General features: G+C 30.1%; 22 protein-coding genes and 1 pseudogene. 15 read left to right on the forward strand and 8 right to left on the reverse strand.

Features of this window, described 5'->3' with window-relative positions; translation table 11 throughout:
- Nucleotides 1-150: 150 nt before the first annotated feature.
- Both argJ and argC read right to left on the reverse strand, forming a co-directional pair.
- Nucleotides 151-1,365: a bifunctional glutamate N-acetyltransferase/amino-acid acetyltransferase ArgJ gene (gene argJ, locus ACJDT4_RS10285; protein WP_406787474.1), complete on the reverse strand. Its 1,215-nt coding sequence runs from the start codon at nucleotides 1,363-1,365 to the stop codon at nucleotides 151-153.
- Nucleotides 1,366-1,439: 74 nt separating this feature from the next.
- Entirely contained in the window at nucleotides 1,440-2,480 is a 1,041-nt protein-coding gene (gene argC, locus ACJDT4_RS10290; protein WP_406787475.1) for an N-acetyl-gamma-glutamyl-phosphate reductase, read from the reverse strand.
- A 147-nt stretch (nucleotides 2,481-2,627) separates the two neighbouring features.
- Between argC and argB the strand changes: the two genes are divergently transcribed.
- Both argB and ACJDT4_RS10300 read left to right on the forward strand, forming a co-directional pair.
- Nucleotides 2,628-3,515, forward strand: a complete 888-nt coding sequence (gene argB / locus ACJDT4_RS10295; protein WP_406787476.1) for an acetylglutamate kinase — start codon at nucleotides 2,628-2,630, stop codon at nucleotides 3,513-3,515.
- On the forward strand, nucleotides 3,497-4,663 hold the full coding sequence (locus ACJDT4_RS10300; protein WP_406787477.1) for an aspartate aminotransferase family protein: 1,167 nt from the start codon (nucleotides 3,497-3,499) through the stop codon (nucleotides 4,661-4,663). Before argB ends, ACJDT4_RS10300 begins: the two co-directional genes overlap by 19 nt.
- Before the next feature lie 168 nt (nucleotides 4,664-4,831).
- Here ACJDT4_RS10300 and ACJDT4_RS10305 read toward each other — a convergent pair whose 3' ends face one another.
- Nucleotides 4,832-5,071 (reverse strand): TIGR03905 family TSCPD domain-containing protein, encoded by a 240-nt coding sequence (locus ACJDT4_RS10305; RefSeq protein WP_406787478.1) that lies wholly within the window; start codon nucleotides 5,069-5,071, stop codon nucleotides 4,832-4,834.
- A gap of 195 nt (nucleotides 5,072-5,266) precedes the next feature.
- Here ACJDT4_RS10305 and ACJDT4_RS10310 point away from each other — a divergent pair, with 195 nt between their 5' ends.
- On the forward strand, nucleotides 5,267-6,148 hold the full coding sequence (locus ACJDT4_RS10310) for a YncE family protein (protein ID WP_406787479.1): 882 nt from the start codon (nucleotides 5,267-5,269) through the stop codon (nucleotides 6,146-6,148).
- Here ACJDT4_RS10310 and ACJDT4_RS10315 read toward each other — a convergent pair.
- Both ACJDT4_RS10315 and ACJDT4_RS10320 read right to left on the reverse strand, forming a co-directional pair.
- The gene (locus ACJDT4_RS10315; RefSeq protein ID WP_406787480.1) at nucleotides 6,145-6,672 is read right to left on the reverse strand and encodes a DUF4364 family protein; all 528 of its coding nucleotides are present in this window, start codon (nucleotides 6,670-6,672) and stop codon (nucleotides 6,145-6,147) included. The genes ACJDT4_RS10310 and ACJDT4_RS10315 overlap by 4 nt on opposite strands.
- A 193-nt stretch (nucleotides 6,673-6,865) precedes the next feature.
- A complete protein-coding gene (locus ACJDT4_RS10320) occupies nucleotides 6,866-7,063 on the reverse strand; it encodes a hypothetical protein (protein ID WP_406787481.1) in 198 nt (65 codons plus the stop codon).
- 103 nt (nucleotides 7,064-7,166) lie between these two features.
- Here ACJDT4_RS10320 and pdaB point away from each other — a divergent pair, with 103 nt between their 5' ends.
- Together pdaB and ACJDT4_RS10330 are read left to right on the forward strand one after the other, a co-directional pair.
- Entirely contained in the window at nucleotides 7,167-7,940 is a 774-nt protein-coding gene (gene pdaB / locus ACJDT4_RS10325; RefSeq protein ID WP_406787482.1) for a polysaccharide deacetylase family sporulation protein PdaB, read from the forward strand.
- A 95-nt stretch (nucleotides 7,941-8,035) separates the two neighbouring features.
- Nucleotides 8,036-8,719: a single-stranded DNA-binding protein gene (locus ACJDT4_RS10330; protein ID WP_406787483.1), complete on the forward strand. Its 684-nt coding sequence runs from the start codon at nucleotides 8,036-8,038 to the stop codon at nucleotides 8,717-8,719.
- Between the two features lie 85 nt (nucleotides 8,720-8,804).
- On the opposite strand, the gene dapD is transcribed toward ACJDT4_RS10330, so the two are convergent.
- Nucleotides 8,805-9,515 (reverse strand): 2,3,4,5-tetrahydropyridine-2,6-dicarboxylate N-acetyltransferase, encoded by a 711-nt coding sequence (gene dapD, locus ACJDT4_RS10335; protein WP_406787484.1) that lies wholly within the window; start codon nucleotides 9,513-9,515, stop codon nucleotides 8,805-8,807.
- Nucleotides 9,516-9,751: 236 nt separating this feature from the next.
- Between dapD and ACJDT4_RS10340 the strand changes: the two genes are divergently transcribed.
- From ACJDT4_RS10340 to ACJDT4_RS10350, 3 genes are all read left to right on the forward strand, one after another.
- Nucleotides 9,752-10,291, forward strand: a complete 540-nt coding sequence (locus tag ACJDT4_RS10340) for a cob(I)yrinic acid a,c-diamide adenosyltransferase (protein ID WP_406787485.1) — start codon at nucleotides 9,752-9,754, stop codon at nucleotides 10,289-10,291.
- Nucleotides 10,292-10,345: 54 nt separating this feature from the next.
- The gene (locus ACJDT4_RS10345; protein ID WP_406787499.1) at nucleotides 10,346-11,461 is read left to right on the forward strand and encodes a pyridoxal phosphate-dependent aminotransferase; all 1,116 of its coding nucleotides are present in this window, start codon (nucleotides 10,346-10,348) and stop codon (nucleotides 11,459-11,461) included.
- A 243-nt stretch (nucleotides 11,462-11,704) separates the two neighbouring features.
- Nucleotides 11,705-13,279: a peptide ABC transporter substrate-binding protein gene (locus ACJDT4_RS10350; RefSeq protein WP_406787486.1), complete on the forward strand. Its 1,575-nt coding sequence runs from the start codon at nucleotides 11,705-11,707 to the stop codon at nucleotides 13,277-13,279.
- 60 nt (nucleotides 13,280-13,339) lie between these two features.
- Here ACJDT4_RS10350 and dapB read toward each other — a convergent pair whose 3' ends face one another.
- Both dapB and dapA read right to left on the reverse strand, forming a co-directional pair.
- Nucleotides 13,340-14,095: a 4-hydroxy-tetrahydrodipicolinate reductase gene (gene dapB, locus ACJDT4_RS10355; protein ID WP_406787487.1), complete on the reverse strand. Its 756-nt coding sequence runs from the start codon at nucleotides 14,093-14,095 to the stop codon at nucleotides 13,340-13,342.
- A gap of 251 nt (nucleotides 14,096-14,346) precedes the next feature.
- Nucleotides 14,347-15,225, reverse strand: a complete 879-nt coding sequence (gene dapA, locus ACJDT4_RS10360) for a 4-hydroxy-tetrahydrodipicolinate synthase (protein ID WP_406787488.1) — start codon at nucleotides 15,223-15,225, stop codon at nucleotides 14,347-14,349.
- A gap of 723 nt (nucleotides 15,226-15,948) precedes the next feature.
- Between dapA and ACJDT4_RS10365 the strand changes: the two genes are divergently transcribed.
- The 7 genes and pseudogenes from ACJDT4_RS10365 to ACJDT4_RS10395 all read left to right on the forward strand — a co-directional run.
- Nucleotides 15,949-17,673 (forward strand): ABC transporter substrate-binding protein, encoded by a 1,725-nt coding sequence (locus ACJDT4_RS10365; protein WP_406787489.1) that lies wholly within the window; start codon nucleotides 15,949-15,951, stop codon nucleotides 17,671-17,673.
- Between the two features lie 59 nt (nucleotides 17,674-17,732).
- Complete coding sequence (locus ACJDT4_RS10370) at nucleotides 17,733-18,701, forward strand: ABC transporter permease (RefSeq protein ID WP_406787490.1); 969 nt, start codon at nucleotides 17,733-17,735, stop codon at nucleotides 18,699-18,701.
- An 11-nt stretch (nucleotides 18,702-18,712) separates the two neighbouring features.
- Nucleotides 18,713-19,624: an oligopeptide ABC transporter permease gene (gene opp4C, locus ACJDT4_RS10375; RefSeq protein WP_406787491.1), complete on the forward strand. Its 912-nt coding sequence runs from the start codon at nucleotides 18,713-18,715 to the stop codon at nucleotides 19,622-19,624.
- A gap of 12 nt (nucleotides 19,625-19,636) precedes the next feature.
- Complete coding sequence (locus ACJDT4_RS10380; RefSeq protein WP_406787492.1) at nucleotides 19,637-20,614, forward strand: ABC transporter ATP-binding protein; 978 nt, start codon at nucleotides 19,637-19,639, stop codon at nucleotides 20,612-20,614.
- The gene (locus ACJDT4_RS10385; protein WP_406787493.1) at nucleotides 20,614-21,579 is read left to right on the forward strand and encodes an ABC transporter ATP-binding protein; all 966 of its coding nucleotides are present in this window, start codon (nucleotides 20,614-20,616) and stop codon (nucleotides 21,577-21,579) included. Before ACJDT4_RS10380 ends, ACJDT4_RS10385 begins: the two co-directional genes overlap by 1 nt.
- A gap of 22 nt (nucleotides 21,580-21,601) precedes the next feature.
- On the forward strand, nucleotides 21,602-21,793 hold the full coding sequence (locus tag ACJDT4_RS10390; protein WP_406787494.1) for a hypothetical protein: 192 nt from the start codon (nucleotides 21,602-21,604) through the stop codon (nucleotides 21,791-21,793).
- Between the two features lie 162 nt (nucleotides 21,794-21,955).
- Nucleotides 21,956-22,072: pseudogene (locus ACJDT4_RS10395) on the forward strand (transposase); the annotation flags it as partial.
- Nucleotides 22,073-22,149: the final 77 nt, after the last annotated feature.

Below are 22,149 nucleotides of genomic sequence, written 5' to 3' on the forward strand. Positions count from 1 at the left end.
TTGCGAAAAAATCACAAAATACTTAGATATTTCAATTGTCTGAGCATCTTTTCAGCGAGTTATTGAAATATCTTAGGATTTTGTGATTTTTTCACATTAGCTTTATAGGAGTTTTTTAATGTGACTAAGCATTATTACTTCGCACTTTTTTTAAGTTGTGTAGCACCCATTTATTTTTACATATTCATATGTCAAGTCGCATCCCCAGGCAGTAGCACTAAAATCTCCGTCGTGTAAATCAATGGTTATTGTTGTAGCAGGTTCATTTAAAATTTGAACAGCGAAATTTTTATCAAATTCTAAAGCAGCTCCATTTTTACAAGTTTGTACTGAACCTTTTGAATTGGAGAATGATATATCAACATTATTTGGATTTATATTTGCACTGCTGTAGCCAAGAGCACATATTATTCTTCCCCAATTTGGATCACTGCCAAAGATAGCGGCTTTTACCAGGCTTGATTTTATAACAGCTTTAGAGCTTATTTTTGCATCTTCTAGTGATGGAGCATTAAGCACTTTTGTCTCAATTAATTTAGTAGCGCCTTCTCCATCCTTTGCAATCATTTTAGCAATTTCTATATTTAAAGTATGAAGTGCTTTTTTAAAGGAAACATAAGCTTCATTTTCTTGATCTATAATAGGATTTTCAAGGGAACCATTTGCTAGTATTATTACTGTATCATTAGTACTTGTATCTCCATCTACTGAAATCATATTATAGGAATCTTCAACACTTTCTTTTAGGGCTTTACTTAGCATATTTTTATCTATATTTATATTGGTTGCTATAAAACTTAGCATAGTTCCCATATTAGGATGTATCATACCGGAACCCTTTGCCATAGCAGATATTATTGCCTTTTTATCTCCAATGGAAAATTCAACTGCAACTTTTTTTTCTATAGTATCTGTAGTCATTATTGCTTTTGCAGCTTCGTTACCTCCAGTATAGGAAAGTTTACTGCAGGCTTCTTTTATTCCAGGCAATACTATATCCATTGGCAAAGGTACTCCAATAACTCCTGTAGAACAAACAAGAACTTCTTCTTCATTTATATTAAGGCATTCAGCTGTGATTTTTGCCATAGCTAAGGCATTCTCGTAACCATCTTCTCCATTGCATGCATTGGCATTTCCACTATTAACAACAATGGCAAAGGTTTTATCATTTTTTATATGCTCCATATCTAAAAGAACAGGGGATGCTTTAACTTTGTTTGTAGTAAAAGTTGCAGCTGAAACACATGCTTTTTCACTATAAATTACACACAAATCATTTTTCTTTTTTTTAAGTCCACTGTGTATTCCTATAGCTTTAAAATAAGGCACGTCAGTTAAGGATTTATCATAAAAAAGTTTCAATGCTATTCCTTCTTTCTCTAATAATATACTATTCAAGCTTAATTTTTTATATTTATTTCAGGCATATTTGGCATTTATGGAAACATGGGGATTATTTCAAGCCCTGTTTTTTCATCAAGCCCATACATTATATTCATATTTTGTACAGCTTGACCTGCAGCTCCCTTCATAAGGTTATCTATAGCGGCCAATATTACAATTTTATTTGTTCTTTTATCTATTCTTATTCCAATATCGCAGTAGTTTGAACCTTTTACCCATCTTGTTTCAGGTAATTCATCTAAAATTCTTATAAAAGGTTCATTTTTATAAAATTCTTTATATAAGCTATATACATCATTTAATGTTATTTCTTTTTTTAAGCTTCCATAACAAGTTGATAGAATACCTCTATCCATTGGGATTAAATGAGGAGTGAATACTAAGTTTATATTGTCTTTTGCAACATACGAAAGTGTTTGCTCTATTTCAGGGGTGTGCCTGTGAGTGGTAACCCCGTAAGCTTTCACACTTTCATTACATTCAACATATAAATTGCCTATAGAAGCTTTTCTACCAGAACCAGTAACACCGGATTTTGCATCAATTATTATAGAATTTTTTTCTATTAAATCATATTTTAATAAAGGGATAAGTGCAAGAGAAGAAGCAGTTGGATAGCAGCCCGGATTTGCAATTAAATTTGAAGCTTTAATTTTCATTTTTGCTATTTCAGGCAGGCCATATACAGCTTTAGATAATAGATTGCTGCAAGGGTGATCTATCCTATACCATTCCTCATAGGTTGCTTTTGATTTTAATCTATAGTCTGCGCCTAAATCTATTACCTTTACATTTTTGCTAATAGCTTTTTGTACTATAGAAAAAGTTTTGCCAGAAGGCATGGCAGTAAAAAGTACATCGATTTTTTGCAAGTAGTTTTCTACTGCATCTTCGCTATCTATACACGAAGCTTCAAGTATATTTTTGAAATTTCCGTATACAGAATTAAATTTATTATTAGCATAACTATGAGAAGCCAAAAAAACTATTTGTACATTTGGATGATTTATTAAAAGTTTAGTTAAAACAGCTCCAGCATAGCCAGTAGAGCCAATTATGCCAATTTTGATCATTTTTATCATCACTCCAGTTTTTTTATTTTAAATTGATTATACATAAAAATGACTAATTATTCAATAAAATTTGCTAAAAATATTGCATATACATTTGAGATTATGTATAATTATACATGTCAATAAATATAAGGTTGGTGTTGTAATGTGAAAAACGTTGAAAATGAATTAGAAGATCCTTTAGGAAAATTGAAAGAGTTTAAAGGTAAAACATTCGTAATTAAATACGGTGGAAGCATAATGAAGAATGAAGATTCAGAAAGAGCCTTTATAGAAGATGTAAAAATGTTAAGAAACATGGGTATCAACCTAGTAATAGTTCATGGAGGTGGACCAGAGATTTCAAAATGGCTTAAAATTTCTGGAGTTAAAAGTGAATTTGTTGAGGGATTAAGAGTAACTGATGAAAGAGTTATGGAAGTAGTTCAAATGGTTTTATCAGGCAAAATAAATAAAAATTTATCCCTTAGACTAAATATGAATGATGTTAAATCCGTTGGTTTAAGCGGAGTTGATAATAAAATAATACAAGCACAAAAAAAATATGTATATATAAATGATGAAAAAATAGATATAGGATATGTTGGTGAAGTTGTAAATATAAATGAAACTTTTATTTTAAATTTAGTTAAAAATGGTCAGGTACCTGTAATTTCACCTATAGGCTGTGATGATAAAGGAAATATATATAATATAAATGCTGATTATGCAGCTTCTTTTATAAGTTCAGCTTTAAATGCTGAAAAGCTTATAATTCTTACTGACGTAGAGGGTGTATACAGAGATATAAATGACAAAAATAGTCTTATAAAAAATTTACCAATAGATGAAATACAATATTATATTGAAGAAGGAATAATATCTGGTGGGATGATTCCTAAAATGCAATGTTGCACTAGTGCAGTTTTGGGTGGAACTAAAAATGTACATCTTATTGATGGAAGAAATAAGCATTGCATAATTAATGATATTTTAAACTATAATGGTACAGTTATATGTGGTAAGGAGGATGTAGAATGTCAAAAAGTTATTTAATGAATACCTATGGAAGATTTGATGTTATTTTTGAAAAAGGAAATGGAACAAAACTTATTGATTCAAAGGGTGAAGAATATATTGATTTTGTATCGGGGGTTGCTGTAAATTGTTTGGGTCATTGCAATCCTGTAGTGGTTAATGCCATAAAAAAGCAAAGTGAAAAACTTATACACATATCAAATTACTATTGGAATGAAAATGCTATGAAGCTTACTGAACTTTTATGCAAAAACTGCGACCATGATAAAGTTTTTTTATGTAATTCTGGTACAGAAGCAATAGAGGCTGCATTAAAGCTTGCAAGAAAGTACGGGCTTATGCATGGTGGAGAAGGTAAAAAAGAGATTATATATATGAATAATTCCTTCCATGGAAGAACTATGGGTGCACTTTCAGTTACAGGCCAAACTAAGTACCAAGAGAGCTTTAAACCGCTTATAGGTGATGTCACCAGTGTGAATTTTAATGATGAAGAGGATATAAAGAATAAGATAAGTGAAAGAACTTGTGCGGTTATAGTTGAACCTATTCAAGGTGAAGGTGGTATTGTACCTGCAAAAAAGGAATACTTAAAACTTCTAAGAGAATTATGTGATAAAAATAACGCGGTTTTAATTTTTGATGAAGTTCAATGTGGCATGGGTAGAACTGGGAGTCTTTTTGCTTATAAGAAGTTTGGTGTTATTCCTGATATTGTATGTATAGCAAAAGCTTTAGCGGGAGGTTTTCCTATAGGAGCAATGCTTGCTAAGGAAAATGTAGCAAAAGCCTTTGTTCCTGGTGATCATGGAAATACATTTGGTGGAAATCCTCTTGCAGCAGGTGTGGCATTAGCTGTGGTAAATGAACTTTTAAATAATGGTGTACTAGATAATGTTGAAGAAAAGAGCAAGTACATGTTTGATAAACTTAGCAAGCTTAAAGAAAAATATGATGTTATAAAAGATGTAAGAGGTATGGGACTTTTGATTGGTGTAAGTTTAAATTGCGATTTAAAAAATGTTATAAATAAATGTTTTGCAAATAAACTTCTTTTGATTACAGCAGGTAAGGATGTTGTAAGATTTTTACCACCTTTAAATGTAAGCTTTGAAGAAATTGATAAGGTACTTGAAATATTTGAGAAATCAATAAAAGAATGCTAAATAAAAAAGTGATAAGTGACAAGTGACAAGTGACAAGTTAATGAGGATTTTTTTTTCGCTTTGCTACGAAAAATCTTTAAATTAAGTTCAAATATTTTTAGTAGTGTAGAGGAGAAAAAGCAAGCATAATTTGATGCTTATCACCTGTCACTTGTCACTTTTTTTGTGTTATTTTGCTTCTTCAAGAGCTTTTGCAAGTTGGTCAGGACATGAAGTTCCTTTACCTTTGCAATCTACTCCTTTAAGCCTTTTTATAACTTCATCTACTGACATTCCTTCTACTAGCTTGGATAGGCCTAAAGTATTTCCGGCGCATCCTCCAATGAAGGTTAAATTTGTAACTTTATTGTCCACTATATCAAAATGAATTTCTCTTGAACATGTACCATGAGTTTTATATACGTGCATATGTAACCATCCTCCAATTATAAAATAGTATTATTTTTATAGGCTTTGTTTTAAATAAGTACAAAATAAAAGTATTTACTTTAAAGCAAAGTCTTTTATAAAATATACATTAAAAAAATAGATATTGTCAAGATTACAATAGCAATAAATATAAAAAATACATATTATATTATGGTGGAAGGCGGTGAGAAAATTGTGAGTTTTATTTATGTATGTAACTCCGGGTCTGATGATATATCAGTAGTTGATCCAGATAATTTATTAGAAATAGAGAAAATTAATCTTAGAGGAGGTGGAGGCAGGGTTGGTCCTCATTCTGTATGTAAGTATATGGGGGGGATAATTGCAGCAAATATTTATAGTAATACTTTAACCTCAATAGATGTTAATAGAAAAAACATTCATAAAGATTATTTTATAGGTATGAATTGTTCTGATGTAAGAATTTTTAATGATAATGCATATGTTGCATGTGGTGATTCTAATAATGTAATTAAATACAATTTAAAGCATGAACTCATAGAAGAAGCTATTCCATGCGGATATTTACCGCACAGCATTGATCTCAATAGTAAAAATAACATATTTGTAACATCAAATATGTTAAGCTCAGATATTACGATTTTTCATAGCGAAGATGTAGATGAAGTAAATACTGTAAGAGTAGGTGAATATCCTACGAAAGCTCTTTTTACAAGTGATGGTGAAAATATTATTGTCAGTGAAAGTAATATAGGTACTGATCATGTTGGAAGTGTTAACATAGTTTCAGTAAAAAATAAATTATCTGTATCAAGAATAAAAGTTGGAAAATGGCCGGTGGATATATGGTGTAGTGGAAATTTACTTTTTGTAGCTAATTTTGGGGATGGTACTGTAAGCATAATTAGCTTGAAAAATGTTAAAGAGATAAAAAGAATATATTTAGGAGGTATGCTTAGAGGTATAGTGCAATATAAAAATAAATTATTTATAAATGACAACTGCAATAATGTTCTAGTTTGTTTTGATATTTTAAGAAATAAAAAAAAAATAATACCAATAGGCAAAGAGCCAACTGGTATTGCAATTTTTTAATCTTGTGTAAGTAAACTTATGATTTTTGTATATAAATCAGAAGAAGAATTTTTCCATTTTGCACATAAATCTCTTGCTTGCTTATTGGAAACAACATTTAATTTTACTTCTATAAGAGTTATATCATTTTCAATAGCTTTTAAGGTTACAACATAGCTGTTTTTATTTTCTATTGTATAATCTGCAGTGACACTTATTGCATTTTTTATATTGTTTAAATTGAGTTTTATATAATTATCAATTATTGATTTTTTTTCATCCAAGAGTCTGTTGGAAAATAAATTTAAAACATTTATTCCAGAGCTAGTAATAGATATTCTATGTTTCCCATCTTGCTCTACAGATTCAATAAAATTTGATGATATAAGTTCTAGTATATATTGCTGAAGAATAAAGTAATTCATAAAATTATTTTCAAGGACTATTTCTGTAAGCTGATTTTTGGAAATAGGAAATTTTAATTCATTCAATATATAAAGTAAAAGAAGTTTGTTTTCAGCTAATTCTAATGTGTCTTCAAACATCTTTTTTCCCCCTCCATTAGTATATAAAACCTTATATAAGCACAAATATAATAATATTTTTAGCTTACAATTGACATAAATATTATAACATAAAAAGCACCTATTAAAAGGTGCTTTTTATAATAAATTTATAAAAATCACGTATATATTTTATGCAAACATAATAATTATTATAAAAAAGGAATAAATAATATTAAGTGAGTTTATGCTTTATAGGGATTTTTGCTCCTTTTTCACTACCAACAAAGTTTTCTTTTTCATAATGTGAGATTTTTGCTTTCTGGATTTTAGCTTCTCTTGGATAGTATTTATTTTGAATATTTAAATCCTCAGAAGAAAATTCCTCTTTGTGACCTTTTATATTTGTGAATGTTGCTCTTCTATTTGGCATTGGTCTCCTCCTTAAAATTATTATGTGAATAGTTTTTACTAATTTTTAATATTCATTCATATATATTTATTTTGAAGAATAAATTTTATATTGGAGGAGAGCAGTGCATATAATATTAACAACTAAGAAGGATATAAAGATAATATTAATTTCAATTGTAGCGGTTGTAGCAAGTTTTGTGATTTTTTTGTGTATCTATAAAAGCAATATTGGTGTGTTTTTAGGCAATAATAAAAAATTACCTATATATAATGTAGACACAAGTGATAAAAAGATAGCTATAACCTTTGATTCAAGTTGGGGGAATGACAATACTTTAAAGCTTTTAGATATTCTTGATAAATATAATGCAAAAGCTACATTTTTTTTAATTGGAAGGTGGTGTGATGAGTATCCAAAAGAAACTAAAGAAATATCAAAACGTGGAAATGAAATAGGAAATCACTCTAATAAACATCCAGACATGACAAACATGACTAAATCACAAATTGAAGATGATATTAAAAAGGCAGATGAAAAAATATTTGCTTTGACAGGGAAAAAAACAGAAATTTTTAGATGTCCATCTGGTTCTTATAACAATTCTGTTATTGAAGCTGTGGAGAAAACAAATCATAAATGTATACAGTGGGATGTTGATAGCATAGACTGGAAGGAGCAAGGTAAGGAAATTGAATATAAACGTGTTATAAGTAAAGTAAAGCCAGGCTCAATAATATTGTTTCATAATAATGCTAAATATACACCAGAAAATTTAGATAAGATATTAAAAAAGCTCAAAGGAGATGGTTACACTTTTGTAACAGTTTCAGGATTATTATATAAAAATAATTATTATATTGACTATAATGGAAAACAAATCAAAATTACCTATTGAAATTTGACGCAAAATTGTATTATAATGGAAAAGAAGTTTGTATTTTATTTTTATTTAGGGGATAGATTTAAATACTAAGGGAAAGAAGGGTTATAATGGACAACTTAATGTTAAATAACAAATTATATCTTGAAGGTGTGGTGGCTTCAAAACTTGAATTTAGCCACGAAATGTATGGGGAAGGTTTTTATAATTTTTATCTTGATGTTCAAAGATTAAGTGACGCAAAGGACAGATTATTTGTAACTGTTTCAGAAAGACTTATTACAGGTATGAATTTAGATGTTGGAAAGGAAATAATAGTAGAAGGACAATTAAGATCCTATAATAAATTTGTAGATGGAGCTAATAGACTTATACTTACAGTATTTTCGAGAAATATTCAACCTTGTCTAGAAAGAAGCAAAAATCCAAATCAGATATTCTTAGATGGATTTATATGTAAAAGACCTGTTTATAGAACTACGCCTTTTGGAAGAGAAATATCTGACATGCTTTTAGCAGTAAATAGGGCTTATAACAAGTCGGACTACATACCTACTATAGCGTGGGGAAGAAATTCAAGATTTTGTGAGAGTCTGACTGTGGGAGATAATATAAGAATATGGGGAAGGCTTCAAAGTAGGGAATATGAAAAGAAAGTATCAGATTCAACTGCTATAAAGAAAATAGCTTATGAGGTATCTATATCAAAAATGGAAAAAGTTGAAAAAGAGAATGAGGAATTTCAAGAAGAACAGGCAGAGGTTGAAGATACAATAAATAAAAGTGCTATTTAAAATATCTATGGACTTTACGTTTGGAACAATTTAAAAAAAATGTAAAACAGCATTAATTCAAAATTAATGCTGTTTTTACATTGTTTTATTTTCTTAAATCATCCATTATTTTTGTTTTGTCTTTGGTTTTATCATCAACTGTTTTTATTATTTTTGCAGGGCTTCCTGCAACAACAACGCCAGCTGGAACATCTTCAACAACTACAGAACCAGCTGCAATTACTGATTTATCACCTATCTTTACTCCTTCTAATATAACAGAATTAGCTCCTATTAAAACATCATCACCTATTTCGCAGGGAGATTTACTTGGGGGTTCAAGAACGCCTGCTACTACAGCTCCAGCTCCAACATGTGTTCTTTTTCCGATTTTACCTCTTGCACCAATTACAGCATTCATATCAACCATTGCGCCATCACCAATTTCAGCACCTATATTTATTACAGCACCCATCATTATTACAGCATTTTTGCCTATTGAAACTTTATCTCTTATAATAGCACCTGGTTCTATTCGAGCATCAATTTTTGTTAAATCAATTAAAGGAATAGCTGAATTTCTTCTATCTTGTTCTACTCTGAATTTTTTGATTTTGTTTTTGTTGTTTTGGAGAAAATTTGTTACATTCTCACTTTCTCCAAATATTACATAAAAATTATTTGTACCGAAGCAATCAACATTATTAGCTTCGCAATCGTCTAAATTTCCATTAACATAAACTTTTAATGGAGTTGTTTTTTTTGCATCTTTTATGTATTTAGCGATTTCGTATGGATTTGTTAAATCATAGTTCATTATATGTAGCCTCCTCAATATAAGTATATTGTCATATTATAATTTACAAATTTAGACTAGTAAATTATAATATATGTATATCAATTTATATTTTATCATAAATAATCATATAAATATAAAAATATTGTATAAATTATTATTAATAAGTTAAAATAATCATTATTGTACTAAATTATTAATGATTATACATAAAAAAAGCGACTTGTCAAATTAAAAAAATATGGAGAAGATTAAATATGAATCATATTAAAGAAGGATTTATAGAAATATATACGGGCGATGGAAAAGGAAAAACAACAGCAGCGCTTGGACTTGGTATGAGAGCAGCGGGAAATGAAATGATAGTGTATATGGTTCAGTTCTTAAAAGGCAGTGAGACAGGTGAATTAGCCAGTATAAAAAAACTTGAACCGTATTTTAAGATTTTTAGATTTGAGAAGGAAAGGGATTTCTTCTGGAATTTAAATAATGAGGAAAAAGAGGAACTAAAAATTGAGATAAGAAGAGCATATAACTTTTGCATGGATGTTTTAAAAAATCAAAAATGCGATATTCTTATTATGGATGAAGTTATGGGAGCATTAGGAAACAAGCTCCTAAGTGAAGAGGATATATTAAAGCTAATGGAATCAAAGCCAAAGAATGTTGAATTAGTTCTTACGGGAAGAAATGTGCCTTTAAACATAATAAATAAGGCAGATCTTGTTACTGAAATGAAACCGATAAAACATTATTTTGAAAAAGGGGTAACTGCAAGAAAAGGAATCGAATATTAGGGGGTCATAAGTTTGAAAAGTAGTAAATTATCTAAAAATACTCAGAGAATAGAAATGTCTGGCATAAGAAAATTTCATAATAAGGTATCAGGGGTTAAAGGAGCAATTTCACTTACTTTAGGACAGCCAGATTTTCCTGTTCCGAAAAAAATTAAAGAAGCAATTATTAGAGCAGTTAATGAAAATAAAACTGTATATACTCCAAATCCAGGAATACCAGAGCTTAGAAGTGAAATAGCAAATTATCTTAAAAGTTTTAATATAAATTATAGCCAGGATGAAATTTGTGTTACGGTTGGTGGAGCTGAAGGTATAATGTCAGCACTTGCTGCTATCATTGATTCTGGTGATAAGGTAATGATACCAGATCCGGCTTTTCCTGGATATATAAATTGTGCTAAGCTTTATGGTGCAAATATTATAAATTATGATTTGGTAGGAGAAAACTTTGAGATAGATTATAAACAAATTGAAGATATAATATTAAAAGAGAAACCTAAGGTTTTAGTTATGTCATATCCATGTAATCCAACTGGAGCTATACTCGACAAGGAAGGTGCAGAAAAATTACACAAAATAATAAGAGATAATGATATTTTGGTAGTAACTGATGAAATGTACAGTGCACTATGTTATGAAGACAATTATTATTCTATAGCTCAGTATGAGGATATTAGAGATAAGGTTATTTTAATAAGTGGATTTTCAAAAACTTTCTCAATGACTGGGCTTAGAGTAGGATATGTATGTGCAACTGAAGAAATTATGGAAGGCATAATGAAAACCCATATGTATGCTGTAACATGTGCAGCATCAATATCTCAATATGGAGTTTATGAAGGTCTTAAAAGCTGTCTACCTGATGTAGAATATATGAAAAATGAGTTTAAAAAAAGAAGAGATTACATGTACAAAGCCTTGAAAGATATAGGTTTTGAGGTTGGATTTCCTAGAGGTGCATTTTACATCTTTCCAAGTATTAAGAAATATGGCTTAACAAGTGAAGAATTTTGCGATAGACTCCTTAAAGAAGCAAAGGTTGCAATTATACCTGGCTCTGCTTTTGGTAAAAATGGAGAAGGATTTGCTAGAATCTCATATGCATACAGCATAGAAGAACTTAAAATCAGTATAGATAGAATAGATAAGTGGATTAAAAAGAATTTTTAAAATAAAATAAAAAAGGAAAGCCTGTTTTAGTGATAATTAGCTTAATTTAATAGCTGTGTTTTTAAGGTATTTTTGAGGAAACTATAGAGAAATATTTTTGATTTTACTTTATACGAAGTAACAACATTTTAAAATGTTGTTACTTCGTACTTTTTATTTTCAAAATTGATTATAAAATTTATGGATTTAGGAGAAAATAAATAGACGAGATTTATTTTTATATAGAAAGGATGGTGCATAAAATTGAAAAATTCCAGATTTAAGGCGGTTTCAATTTTTTTAGCAGTAATTATTGCGTTGGAATTATCATCCTGTAAAAGTACTTCTAAAAATAAAGAGCAGAAACAAAGTATTACTTACAATTTAATAAATGAGCCTGAGTCCTTAGATCCAGCGTTTAACAATTCTTTAGAGGGGAATAATGTAATTGAAAATATATTTGAAGGACTTACTAAATTAAATGATAAAGGAAAAATAGAAAATGGTGTGGCTGAAAAGTGGAATGTTACCGAAAATAATACTAACTACACCTTTTTTTTAAGAAAAAATGCAAAATGGTCTGATGGAAAACCATTAACGGCATATGATTTTGAATACCAATGGAAAAGAATATTAAATGCAGCTACAGGTTCTCCATATGCATACAAATTATACTGCTTAAAAAACGGAGAAGATTATAATAAAGGAAAAATATCAGAGAATGAAGTTGGAGTGAAGGCTATAGATAAATATACCTTAAATATACTTCTTCAAACTCCAAATTCTAAATTTTTAACAGCGGCTGCTTCACAAACCTTTATGCCATTTAGAAAGGAAATGGTTGGAGGTAAAAGCAATAAAAATATAAGTAATGGAGCATTTGTAATTAACTCATGGGAAAAAAATAAAAATATGATATTGGTAAAAAACAAAAATTATTGGGATAAAAAAAGTGTTAAATTGGATAAACTTAAATTTACATTTCAAGAAAATCCACAAAAATACTATAAAAATTATAAGGAAGGTAAAGTCGATATCATAGATTATCCACCTAGTGGGGAAATTGAAAAATTGATAAAAAATGGTGAAGCTAAGGAATATCAGTGTGAAGGTTTAGGCTATTTAAGTATTAATTTAGAGAAGATCCAAGATCTTGGGCTTAGAAAGGCAATCTCTTTAGGGATTAACAGGCGTATAATAGCAAGCAAGGTTTCTGGTAGTAATGGAAAAGCGGCAGTTAGTTTGATACCATTAGATGTCAAAGATAATAAGGGTAATACATTTAGCAGAGCATACTACAGTGCAGATGGTGATACGAAAAAAGCAAAAGAACTTTTTAAGGAATATTCACAGAAAGCTAGTATGCCACAATTAAGCATAATGTATATAAAGGAAGAAAATAACAGTAATACAGTGAAAATTATAAAGGATATGCTAAAGAGTAATTTAAACATTGATGTTAAATTAGTAGGATATGATACTAAGAAATTTAATGAGCAAATTTCAAAGAAAGACTATTATATGGCTTTAGAAAATATATTTGGTGATTATTCTGATCCGATGGTGTTTTTAGATGCTTTTGTAACTGGAAGAGGAGAAAACTTTGGAGGATACAGCAGTTCAAAATATGACACTTTAGTAATGCAATCTAGAAATAAGAATACAGAAAATGATAAGGAAGAGGAAATAAGAAGAGCCGAAAGTGTAATTATGGATGATATGCCTATAATTCCTATATATCAATTGAGTATAACAAGGGCTAAAAAAGATTATGTAAAAGCTTTAAGTATAAATAGATTTGGAATAGTTGATTTTAAAAATGCATATATAGAAAAATAATGAACAATAAAAGTTTGCTTTTATTGTTCATTATTATATTACTAAGGAGTTTTTAAAGCTCTATACTTCTAAAACATTTCCCATATCGTAAAGTCCAGAGGTTTTGTCAGCCATAAAGATACATGCTTTAATAGCACCTACTGCAAAAACCTCTCTTGAAATTGCTGTATGCTTAAGCTCTATTGTTTCTCCTTGCCCTGCAAATAAAATTTCATGTTCACCAACAATACTTCCACCTCTAACAGCATGAATTCCAATTTCATTATGTTTTTTAGGACTTATGCCATTTCTACCATTTATAAATGAAATATTATCATCGTTTATGGAATTTTTTATTGTATCTGCAAGCAAAATTGCAGTGCCGCTTGGTGAATCAACTTTTTGATTATGATGTTTTTCAATTATTTCAATATCATAATTATCGTAAAGTATTTGGCTTAGTTTCTTTAGAATTATATTTAAAGCGTTAATGCCAATAGACATATTAGCAGAACGAAAAATTGCATGTTCTTTGCTAAAAGCCTTTATTTTCTCAAGCTGCTTATCAGAGTAGCCAGTAGTACATAAAACTATAGGAACTTTAATTTTATCTGCATAGTTTAAAATGGAATCGAGGGAATCTGGTCTTGAAAAATCGAGGATTACATCACAAGGAACATTTACTTCGTCTATAGTTTTAAAAAGAGGATAAGAAAAATGCTCAGTTGAAAATTTATCTATTCCACCTACAATTGAAATATCATCTTTACCACAAGCGGCGTTTGTAACAGCGTGCCCCATTTTTCCACCGCATCCATTTAATAAAATTTTTATCATAAATTTACCTCCATAATCTTTTGAAATTATTATTTTAAATGTCTTATATAAAGATAAACCATCTGAAACTTGAAATTTATTTGTACTAAAATGCTGTTCCCTTGGCATTATGGTGCATATAAATTTCAATAGTTGAAGTGGTTTATCTTTAGTGAAACCGCTGCAAAACTTAAGCTATATATGTCCCCAAATACCAATATCAAAAGAATTATGATGCATATATAGTTTTTAGTTGAGTTAGTTTCAATATATTATAATATACCATAGTTTTTTAATTCATTTTTTAAAATACTAAGATTTTTATCCTCCATGCTGCACAGAGGAAGTCTTAAATCTCCAACGTTCATTCCTAAAAGATTCATAGCTGTTTTAACTGGTATAGGGTTTACCTCTATAAACAAACTATTGATTAGAGCTAAAGAATCTAATTGTAATTTTAATGCTTCATTAGTTTTACCATCCATATATAATGTACACATATCATGGACTGTTTTAGGTGCGATATTTGCAAGAACAGATATTACGCCTATGCCACCTAAGGATAGTATTGGTATAATTTGATCGTCATTTCCGGAGTATATATCAAATCTATCTTTGCATAAAGCCTTTATTTTTGCAATTTGACTAATGTTTCCACTCGCTTCCTTTATTGCTATAATATTTTTTAAATCCTTCATCTTGTATAAAGTTTCTGGTAATATATTTACACCGGTTCTTCCAGGGACATTGTATAAAATGATTGGTATATTTACACTATCATTTATCACTTTGAAATGTTCAATTAACCCTTTTTGAGTGGTTTTATTATAATAAGGTGTTATAACAAGAATACCATCAGCACCAGCTTTTTCTGCAAATTGACTCATTTTAACAGCTTCAGAAGTATTGTTGCTTCCAGTTCCTGCAATTACGGGTATTCTCTTATTTACTGTATCTATAGTAAATTTTATGGTTTCTTTTTTTTCTTCTAAAGTCATTGTGGAGGCTTCTCCGCTTGTTCCACAAATTACAATTGCATCTGTAGCACTTGTAATATGCCAGTTAAGTAAATCCTTTAGTTTGTCAAAGTTTACTCCATTATCAGTAAAAGGTGTTATTATTGCAACGGCAGAGCCTTTAAAAATGCTCATGAACTTCACTCCCCATAATATATTTTGAATAAGATTATCTATAATATTATATAATGCTTCAACGAAAAAATATATAATTTTATGAGACTTTAAAGTACAAAACAATATAAATCACATAGATAAACCTATAAGTTAAATGATTTTATTTATTATTTATCAGTTTTAAATATAAAAATTGATAAATTATCAAAGATATAGCTCTTGGATAATCGACTTACCACTTTGATAAAGAAAAATATATAAAAAAAATATTTCAAAAAAATATTTATTCATTTTTGATAATATTTATGCAAAATATAAAATCTTAAATATACATCGAAAATAAGGAAATTAAACTTATATTAAATAAGATACCTGTAAAATATGATACTTGTAAGTGCATTAGATAAATATTTAAATATATAATATATATGTAAAATGAATAAAAGAAGGTGTATTTATTCAAATATGATAATCATCAAATAAGTAATCCATGAACTGTAAACGTTTTTTAAGGATTCGTTGGGGTTGACCAAAAAAAAGAAAGATGGTAATATAAGTATTATTAAAAATGAAAAACATTTTAGATTTAATTTTTATATAGGTAATTTTTAATGATTATACATATAAATATATACATTAAATATAAATTATTATATAAAGATGTTAAACATATTTTAGTAAATTAAGTTTAAATTGTTTTTATATTATAAAATTTAAAGTAAATTTTAAGGGGGAAAAATAATGAAAAGAAAGACATTAGTTTCTGCTCTTGCAGCAGTAATGAGTGCATCAGTATTATTAACTGCATGCGGTCAGTCAAGCTCTACTACAACAAGTAGTGACAATGAAAAGAAAACAGATTTAACTAAGGCAAATGTAACAGTAATAAAAGCAGAAGATACTAATAAATTGCCTAGTGTTGCTAAAAACAGAAAAGATACTATGGTAATTGGTATGGTGGCACCAGATTCAGGAAACCTTATACCTTATTTAACAAGTAATTCATATAATTATTATTTAACTGAAATGATGTTTGATTGTCTTGGAAATTTAAATGATGATGGTACTCCAACACCAGGGATAGCAACTTGGACTACATCATCAGATGGATTAACTTATACATTTAAAATAAAAAATGGAATCAAATATAGCAACGGTACAGAAATGACTGCTGATGACGTTAAATTTACTTTCATGTATTTATTAGACCCAAGCTATAAAGGAAAAATGTTTGACCCAACAACAACTTATATTAAAGGATGGGAAGATTTTAATAAAGGAAAGACAAAAGACCTTGAAGGAATACAAGTTATAGATAAGAATACAGTTAAAATTACACTTGAGCAAAAAAATGCAACTGCAATTTATACTCTTGCACATACTATGATATTATCAAAAGATTACTATGGTAAAAATTATAAACCTGGAGATGTTTCATCTGTAGATGCATTACAAAATTCTCCTATGGGTTCAGGAGCTTGGATACTTAAGTCTAAGAAAGATGGACAGGAATATGACTTTGATGCCAATGAAAATTATTGGCAGGGAAAACCTAAAATTAAACATATAATAGTTAAAAATGTTACTGATGATACAAATATTCAGGAACTTAAAACAGCAGGTATAGATCTTACAGATCCTACTTGTAGTGAAGAAAATGTTAGTGAACTTAAAGATGCTGGATTTATCAACATGCGTATAAGTCCTACTTGGGGTTATGGAATAATCAACTTAAATACAACAAACCCAATGTTTAGTGATGTAAAAGTTCGTCAGGCTTTAACTTATGGTCTTGACAGAACTAATATAGATAAAGCTGTATTTGGTAAATACGCACAGGTTATTAATACACCTTTACCAGTTGTTTCATGGGCATATGATACTACAGGCGTAACAAATTACAAATATGATCCAGATAAGGCTAACAAACTTCTTGATGAAGCAGGATGGAAAAAAGGATCTGATGGAATAAGAACAAAAGATGGTAAGAAATTTGAAATTCATTTCTTGCAATCTACAGGTAATAGTGTAAATGATAAGTTTGTTCCAATTGCAAAGGAAAATTACAAAAAGTTAGGAATTAACTTTGTAGCTGAACCTATGGAATTTAAACAAGTACTTAACAAAACAATGGCTGGTGATTTTGAAATGTCATTTATGGGTCAATCATTCAGCACTGCTGATCCAGACCAAGCGTCAACATTTAAGACAAATGGAACTCAGAACTATGGTAAATACTCAAATAAAGATGTAGATGCTTTGTGCGATAAGGAATTAACTACTTTAGACAAAAATAGTAGAAAACAAGTATTCCATGATCTTTACAAGAAACTTGCTGATGAAATGCCAGTAATACCTCTATATGAAAGAAATGATATGTATGCAATAAGTTCTAGAATAACTGGAATTGAACCTACACCATTTAAAGATTATACTAACTATTTTTGGAAAGCAGAAATTAAATAAAGGTTTATATGCCTGGCAGGGTTAGCTGCCGGGCATAGTTTTGGATTGGAGGAAAATTAATGAGACAGTACATAGCACGAAGGCTGCTTCAAATGATACCGGTATTAATTGGAGTTTCATTTTTAATATTTATGATTTTTGCATTAGCTCCAGGGGATGCAGTGTCTTCTATGGTTGCAGCAAATCCACATATGTCTGCTGCAAAGGTTGCACAACTTAGACATTTATATCATCTTGATGAACCTAAATTGATGCAGTATTTAAGATGGTTTGTTGGCTTTTTACATGGTGATTTGGGAGAATCTATAAAGCTTAATCAACCAGTTTCACATATTTTAAATATGTATCTTTGGAATTCATTTTATCTTCAATTAACAGGATTTATAATTTCTATAATTATAGCTATTCCCATTGGAGTTATATCTGCAACAAAGCAATACTCTATTTTTGATAATATTTTTACTGTTATTGCACTCATTGGTATATCATTACCATCGTTTTTTATGGGATTACTTCTCATGAAATGGCTTGCTGTTGATATACATGCTTTTCCGGTGTCGGGAATGACAAGTACAGGGCAGTATTATAAAGGTTTTAAGCTTTTGGGTGATGTTTTATATCATATGGTTTTGCCAGGTATTGTTATAACATTAATTAATGTATCCAGTCTTATGAGATATGTTAGAATGAGTATGCTGGAAGTAATAAAACAAGATTACATAAGAACTGCTAGATCAAAGGGATTAAGGGAAAAAGTAGTTATATATAAACATGCTCTTAGAAATGGTATGATACCAGTTGTTACAATACTTGGAATGAGCATTGGAACATTATTTTCGGGTGCTGTAATTACAGAAAAAATATTTGCTTGGCCTGGAATTGGTAATCTTACAGTAACTTCTATTAATGATAGAGATTATAGTGTTTTAATGGGTATAAATATGATTATGGTTGTGTTTACTTTACTTGGAAATTTGTTGGCGGATGTATGCTATGCTCTAGTTGATCCAAGAATAAAACTTAAGTAGGAGGGGTTAATATGGAAACTAAGATTGATGTGAAAAAAGAACAAAAAGAAAATATTTTAACTCCTGGCAAAATTGTTTGGAACAACTTTAAAAAGAACAAACTTGCTATTGTTGGATTATTTGTTATAGCATTTATTGTTTTATTTGCTATTGTTGGACCTTTTATAACTGGATATGCTGAAAATGGTATAGATTATGGTGCAATGAAGGCGGCACCTAATGTAAAGCATCTTTTAGGAACTGATGATCTCGGAAGAGATGTAGTTACAAGACTTATGTATGGTGGAAGAATATCAATTGCAGTTGGTGTATTTTCTGTTATTATAGAAGTTTTATTAGGAGCTTTACTTGGTGTAGTGTCAGGATATTATGGTGGAATAATAGATTCTATTATAATGAGAATAGCTGATATATTTTTATGTATACCTTATTTGCCAATTTTAATAGTTTTAGGTGCTATGATGTCTGACTTTCATGTTCAGCCGGGTGCCAGAATTATTTGGTTGATGTTTATTTTAGCCTTTCTTAGTTGGCCACAGCTTTGTAGACTCGTACGAGGAGAGGTTTTATCTCTTAGAGAACAAGAATATATGCAGGCTGCTGAAGCACTTGGAATTAAAGATAGAAGAAAGATGTTTAAGCATCTTTTACCTAATACGTTGCCAACTATAATTGTAACAGCAACACTTGGAGTAGGTTCGAATATACTTGCTGAATCTGCACTTAGTTTCTTAGGACTTGGAGTTATACCACCTACTGCTTCCTGGGGAAATATGATACAAGTTGTTAACGATTTGTATACATTGCAGCATTATCCATGGCTTTGGATACCACCAGGCGTTGGTATATTTTTGACTGTTATAGCAATTAATGTTATTGGAGATGCACTTAGAGATGCACTTGATCCAAAACTTAGAAGGTAGGAGGGCGAAGTAATGGCAAAAGAATTGTTGGAAGTAAAAAACTTGTGTACATACTTTTACACACAGTCTGGTGTTGTAAAGTCTGTCAACGATGTAAGCTTCAATATAAGACAGGGAGAAACTGTTTGTGTTGTTGGAGAATCAGGTTGTGGAAAAAGTGTAACATCTATGTCAATTTTGAAATTAATACCAAGTCCTCCTGGAAAGATCGTTTCTGGTGAGATAATATTTAAGGGGAAAAATCTCCTGGATTTATCAGAAGATGAACTTAGAGAGATAAGAGGAAATGAAATATCAGTAATATTCCAGGAACCTATGACATCATTAAATCCTGTATTTACGATTGGATATCAAATTTCCGAATCTTTAATGCTTCACAAAAAATTATCAAAAGAAGAAGCTAGAAAAGCTTCAATAGATGTTTTGAAATTAGTAGGAATACCTAGAGCAGATTCAATATTTGATTCTTATCCTCATGAATTAAGTGGTGGTATGAGACAGCGTGCTATGATAGCAATGGCATTATCTTGTGATCCTGAATTATTAATTGCTGATGAGCCAACAACAGCTCTTGATGTTACTATTCAAGCGCAGATTCTTGATCTTATGAGGGATCTAAAAAAGAAATTGAATACAGCTATTATGCTTATAACACATGATTTGGGTGTTGTTGCAGAAATGGCGGATTATGTTGTTGTCATGTATGCTGGAAAGGTTGTTGAAGAGGCTCCTGTGCATGAATTATTTAAGAATCCGCTGCATCCGTATACTGTAGGATTGCTTAAATCAAAACCATCAATAAATGATAAAGTTGACAGATTGTATTCTATACCTGGACAGGTTCCTAACCCAGTAGGCATGCCAGAAAATTGTTATTTTTGTGAAAGATGCGAAAAGGCTAAAGATATATGTCGTAAAAAGCAGCCGCATTTGGTACAGGTTAATGATGTACATAAAGTTGCATGTTGGCTTTATGAGGAGGGAAAATAATGGCTGAAACTATATTAAAGGTTGAACACTTAAAAAAATATTTCCCTATAACGGGTGGTTTTTTTCAAAAGACTGTAGGTCATGTCAAAGCAGTTGATGATGTTTCTTTTGAACTTAAAAAAGGTGAAACACTTGGACTTGTTGGAGAATCTGGCTGCGGTAAAAGTACTACCGGAAGAACAATTTTAAGGTTGATAGAAAGAACATCTGGAAAAGTTGAATTTGAAAATAAAGATATATTTTCTATGAGTAAGAGAGAACTTACTAAGGTTAGACCTAAGATGCAAATTATATTCCAGGATCCTTATAGCTCATTAGATCCTAGAATGACTATAGGCGAAATCATAGGAGAAGCTCTTTTAGATCATGGTATGGCAGATAAAGGCAATGTGAATGATATAGTGCTTGAAACAATGAAAATTTGTGGTCTTGCGCCTTATCAGATTTCAAGATATCCACATGAGTTTTCTGGTGGTCAAAGGCAAAGAATAGGTATAGCAAGGGCACTTGCTTTAAATCCTGATTTTATAGTTGCAGATGAGCCAGTTTCTGCACTTGATGTTTCGATACAGGCTCAGATAGTAAATTTACTTTGTGATCTTCAGGAACAAAAGGGATTTTCATATTTATTTATATCTCATGATTTAAGTGTGGTTAAACATATAAGCACTAGAGTTGGAGTTATGTATTTGGGTTCTCTTGTAGAACTTGCATCAAAGGAAGATATATATGAAAGACCTCTTCATCCATATACAAAGGCGTTACTTTCTGCTGTACCTGTGCCAGATCCTGATTATAAGAGAAATAGGATAATACTTAAAGGTGATATACCAAGTGCATCTAATCCTCCTTCTGGTTGCAAATTTCACACTAGGTGTCCATATGCTAGTAAGAAATGTTCAGAAGAAATTCCACAATATAAGGATGCTGGAAGCGGGCATTTTGTTGCATGCCATTTAATTTAATAGCAAATTTAGAGGTGATATTATGAAGAGTGAAAAATTAAATAGGCTTTTAAAACGTAAATTAAAATCAAAAAAAGATGATTTTCAAGTTACATATGAGGATATTTTTGCTATGATTATAGCTGGATTTCAGGTGTTTGTGCCTATCTTTATAGCGCTTGGATTAATATTCTTTGTTGTGCTATTATTTATATCAAAAGTTTGGCTTAAGTAAATTCTCTTTTAAGAGGATTTACTTTTTTATTGTCATTTATGAAAACCACCTGCTGTGCAGGTGTGTTCAGAATAGCTTAAGCGATGAACAAAAAAACCTCACTTTGATAAAATAGAGATGGTCTCGTCAGCCAAATCTAAAATCAAAGGAGGTCTGCCCTAAATGGACAGTAATAGTTTAGCACATACTAAATGGAGATGTAAATATCATGTAGTATTTGCACCAAAATACAGAAGAAAAGAAATATATGGAGAGAAGAAAAAAGAGATAGGAAAAATATAACGGGTTTACTTTAGAGGTTCAAAAACAAAAAATACAATAACTTTTGAGTGCAAAATTACATTGATTTTTGCACT

It is taken from the genome of Clostridium neuense (genome assembly GCF_045310695.1).
Taxonomy (GTDB): domain Bacteria; phylum Bacillota; class Clostridia; order Clostridiales; family Clostridiaceae; genus Clostridium_S; species Clostridium_S neuense.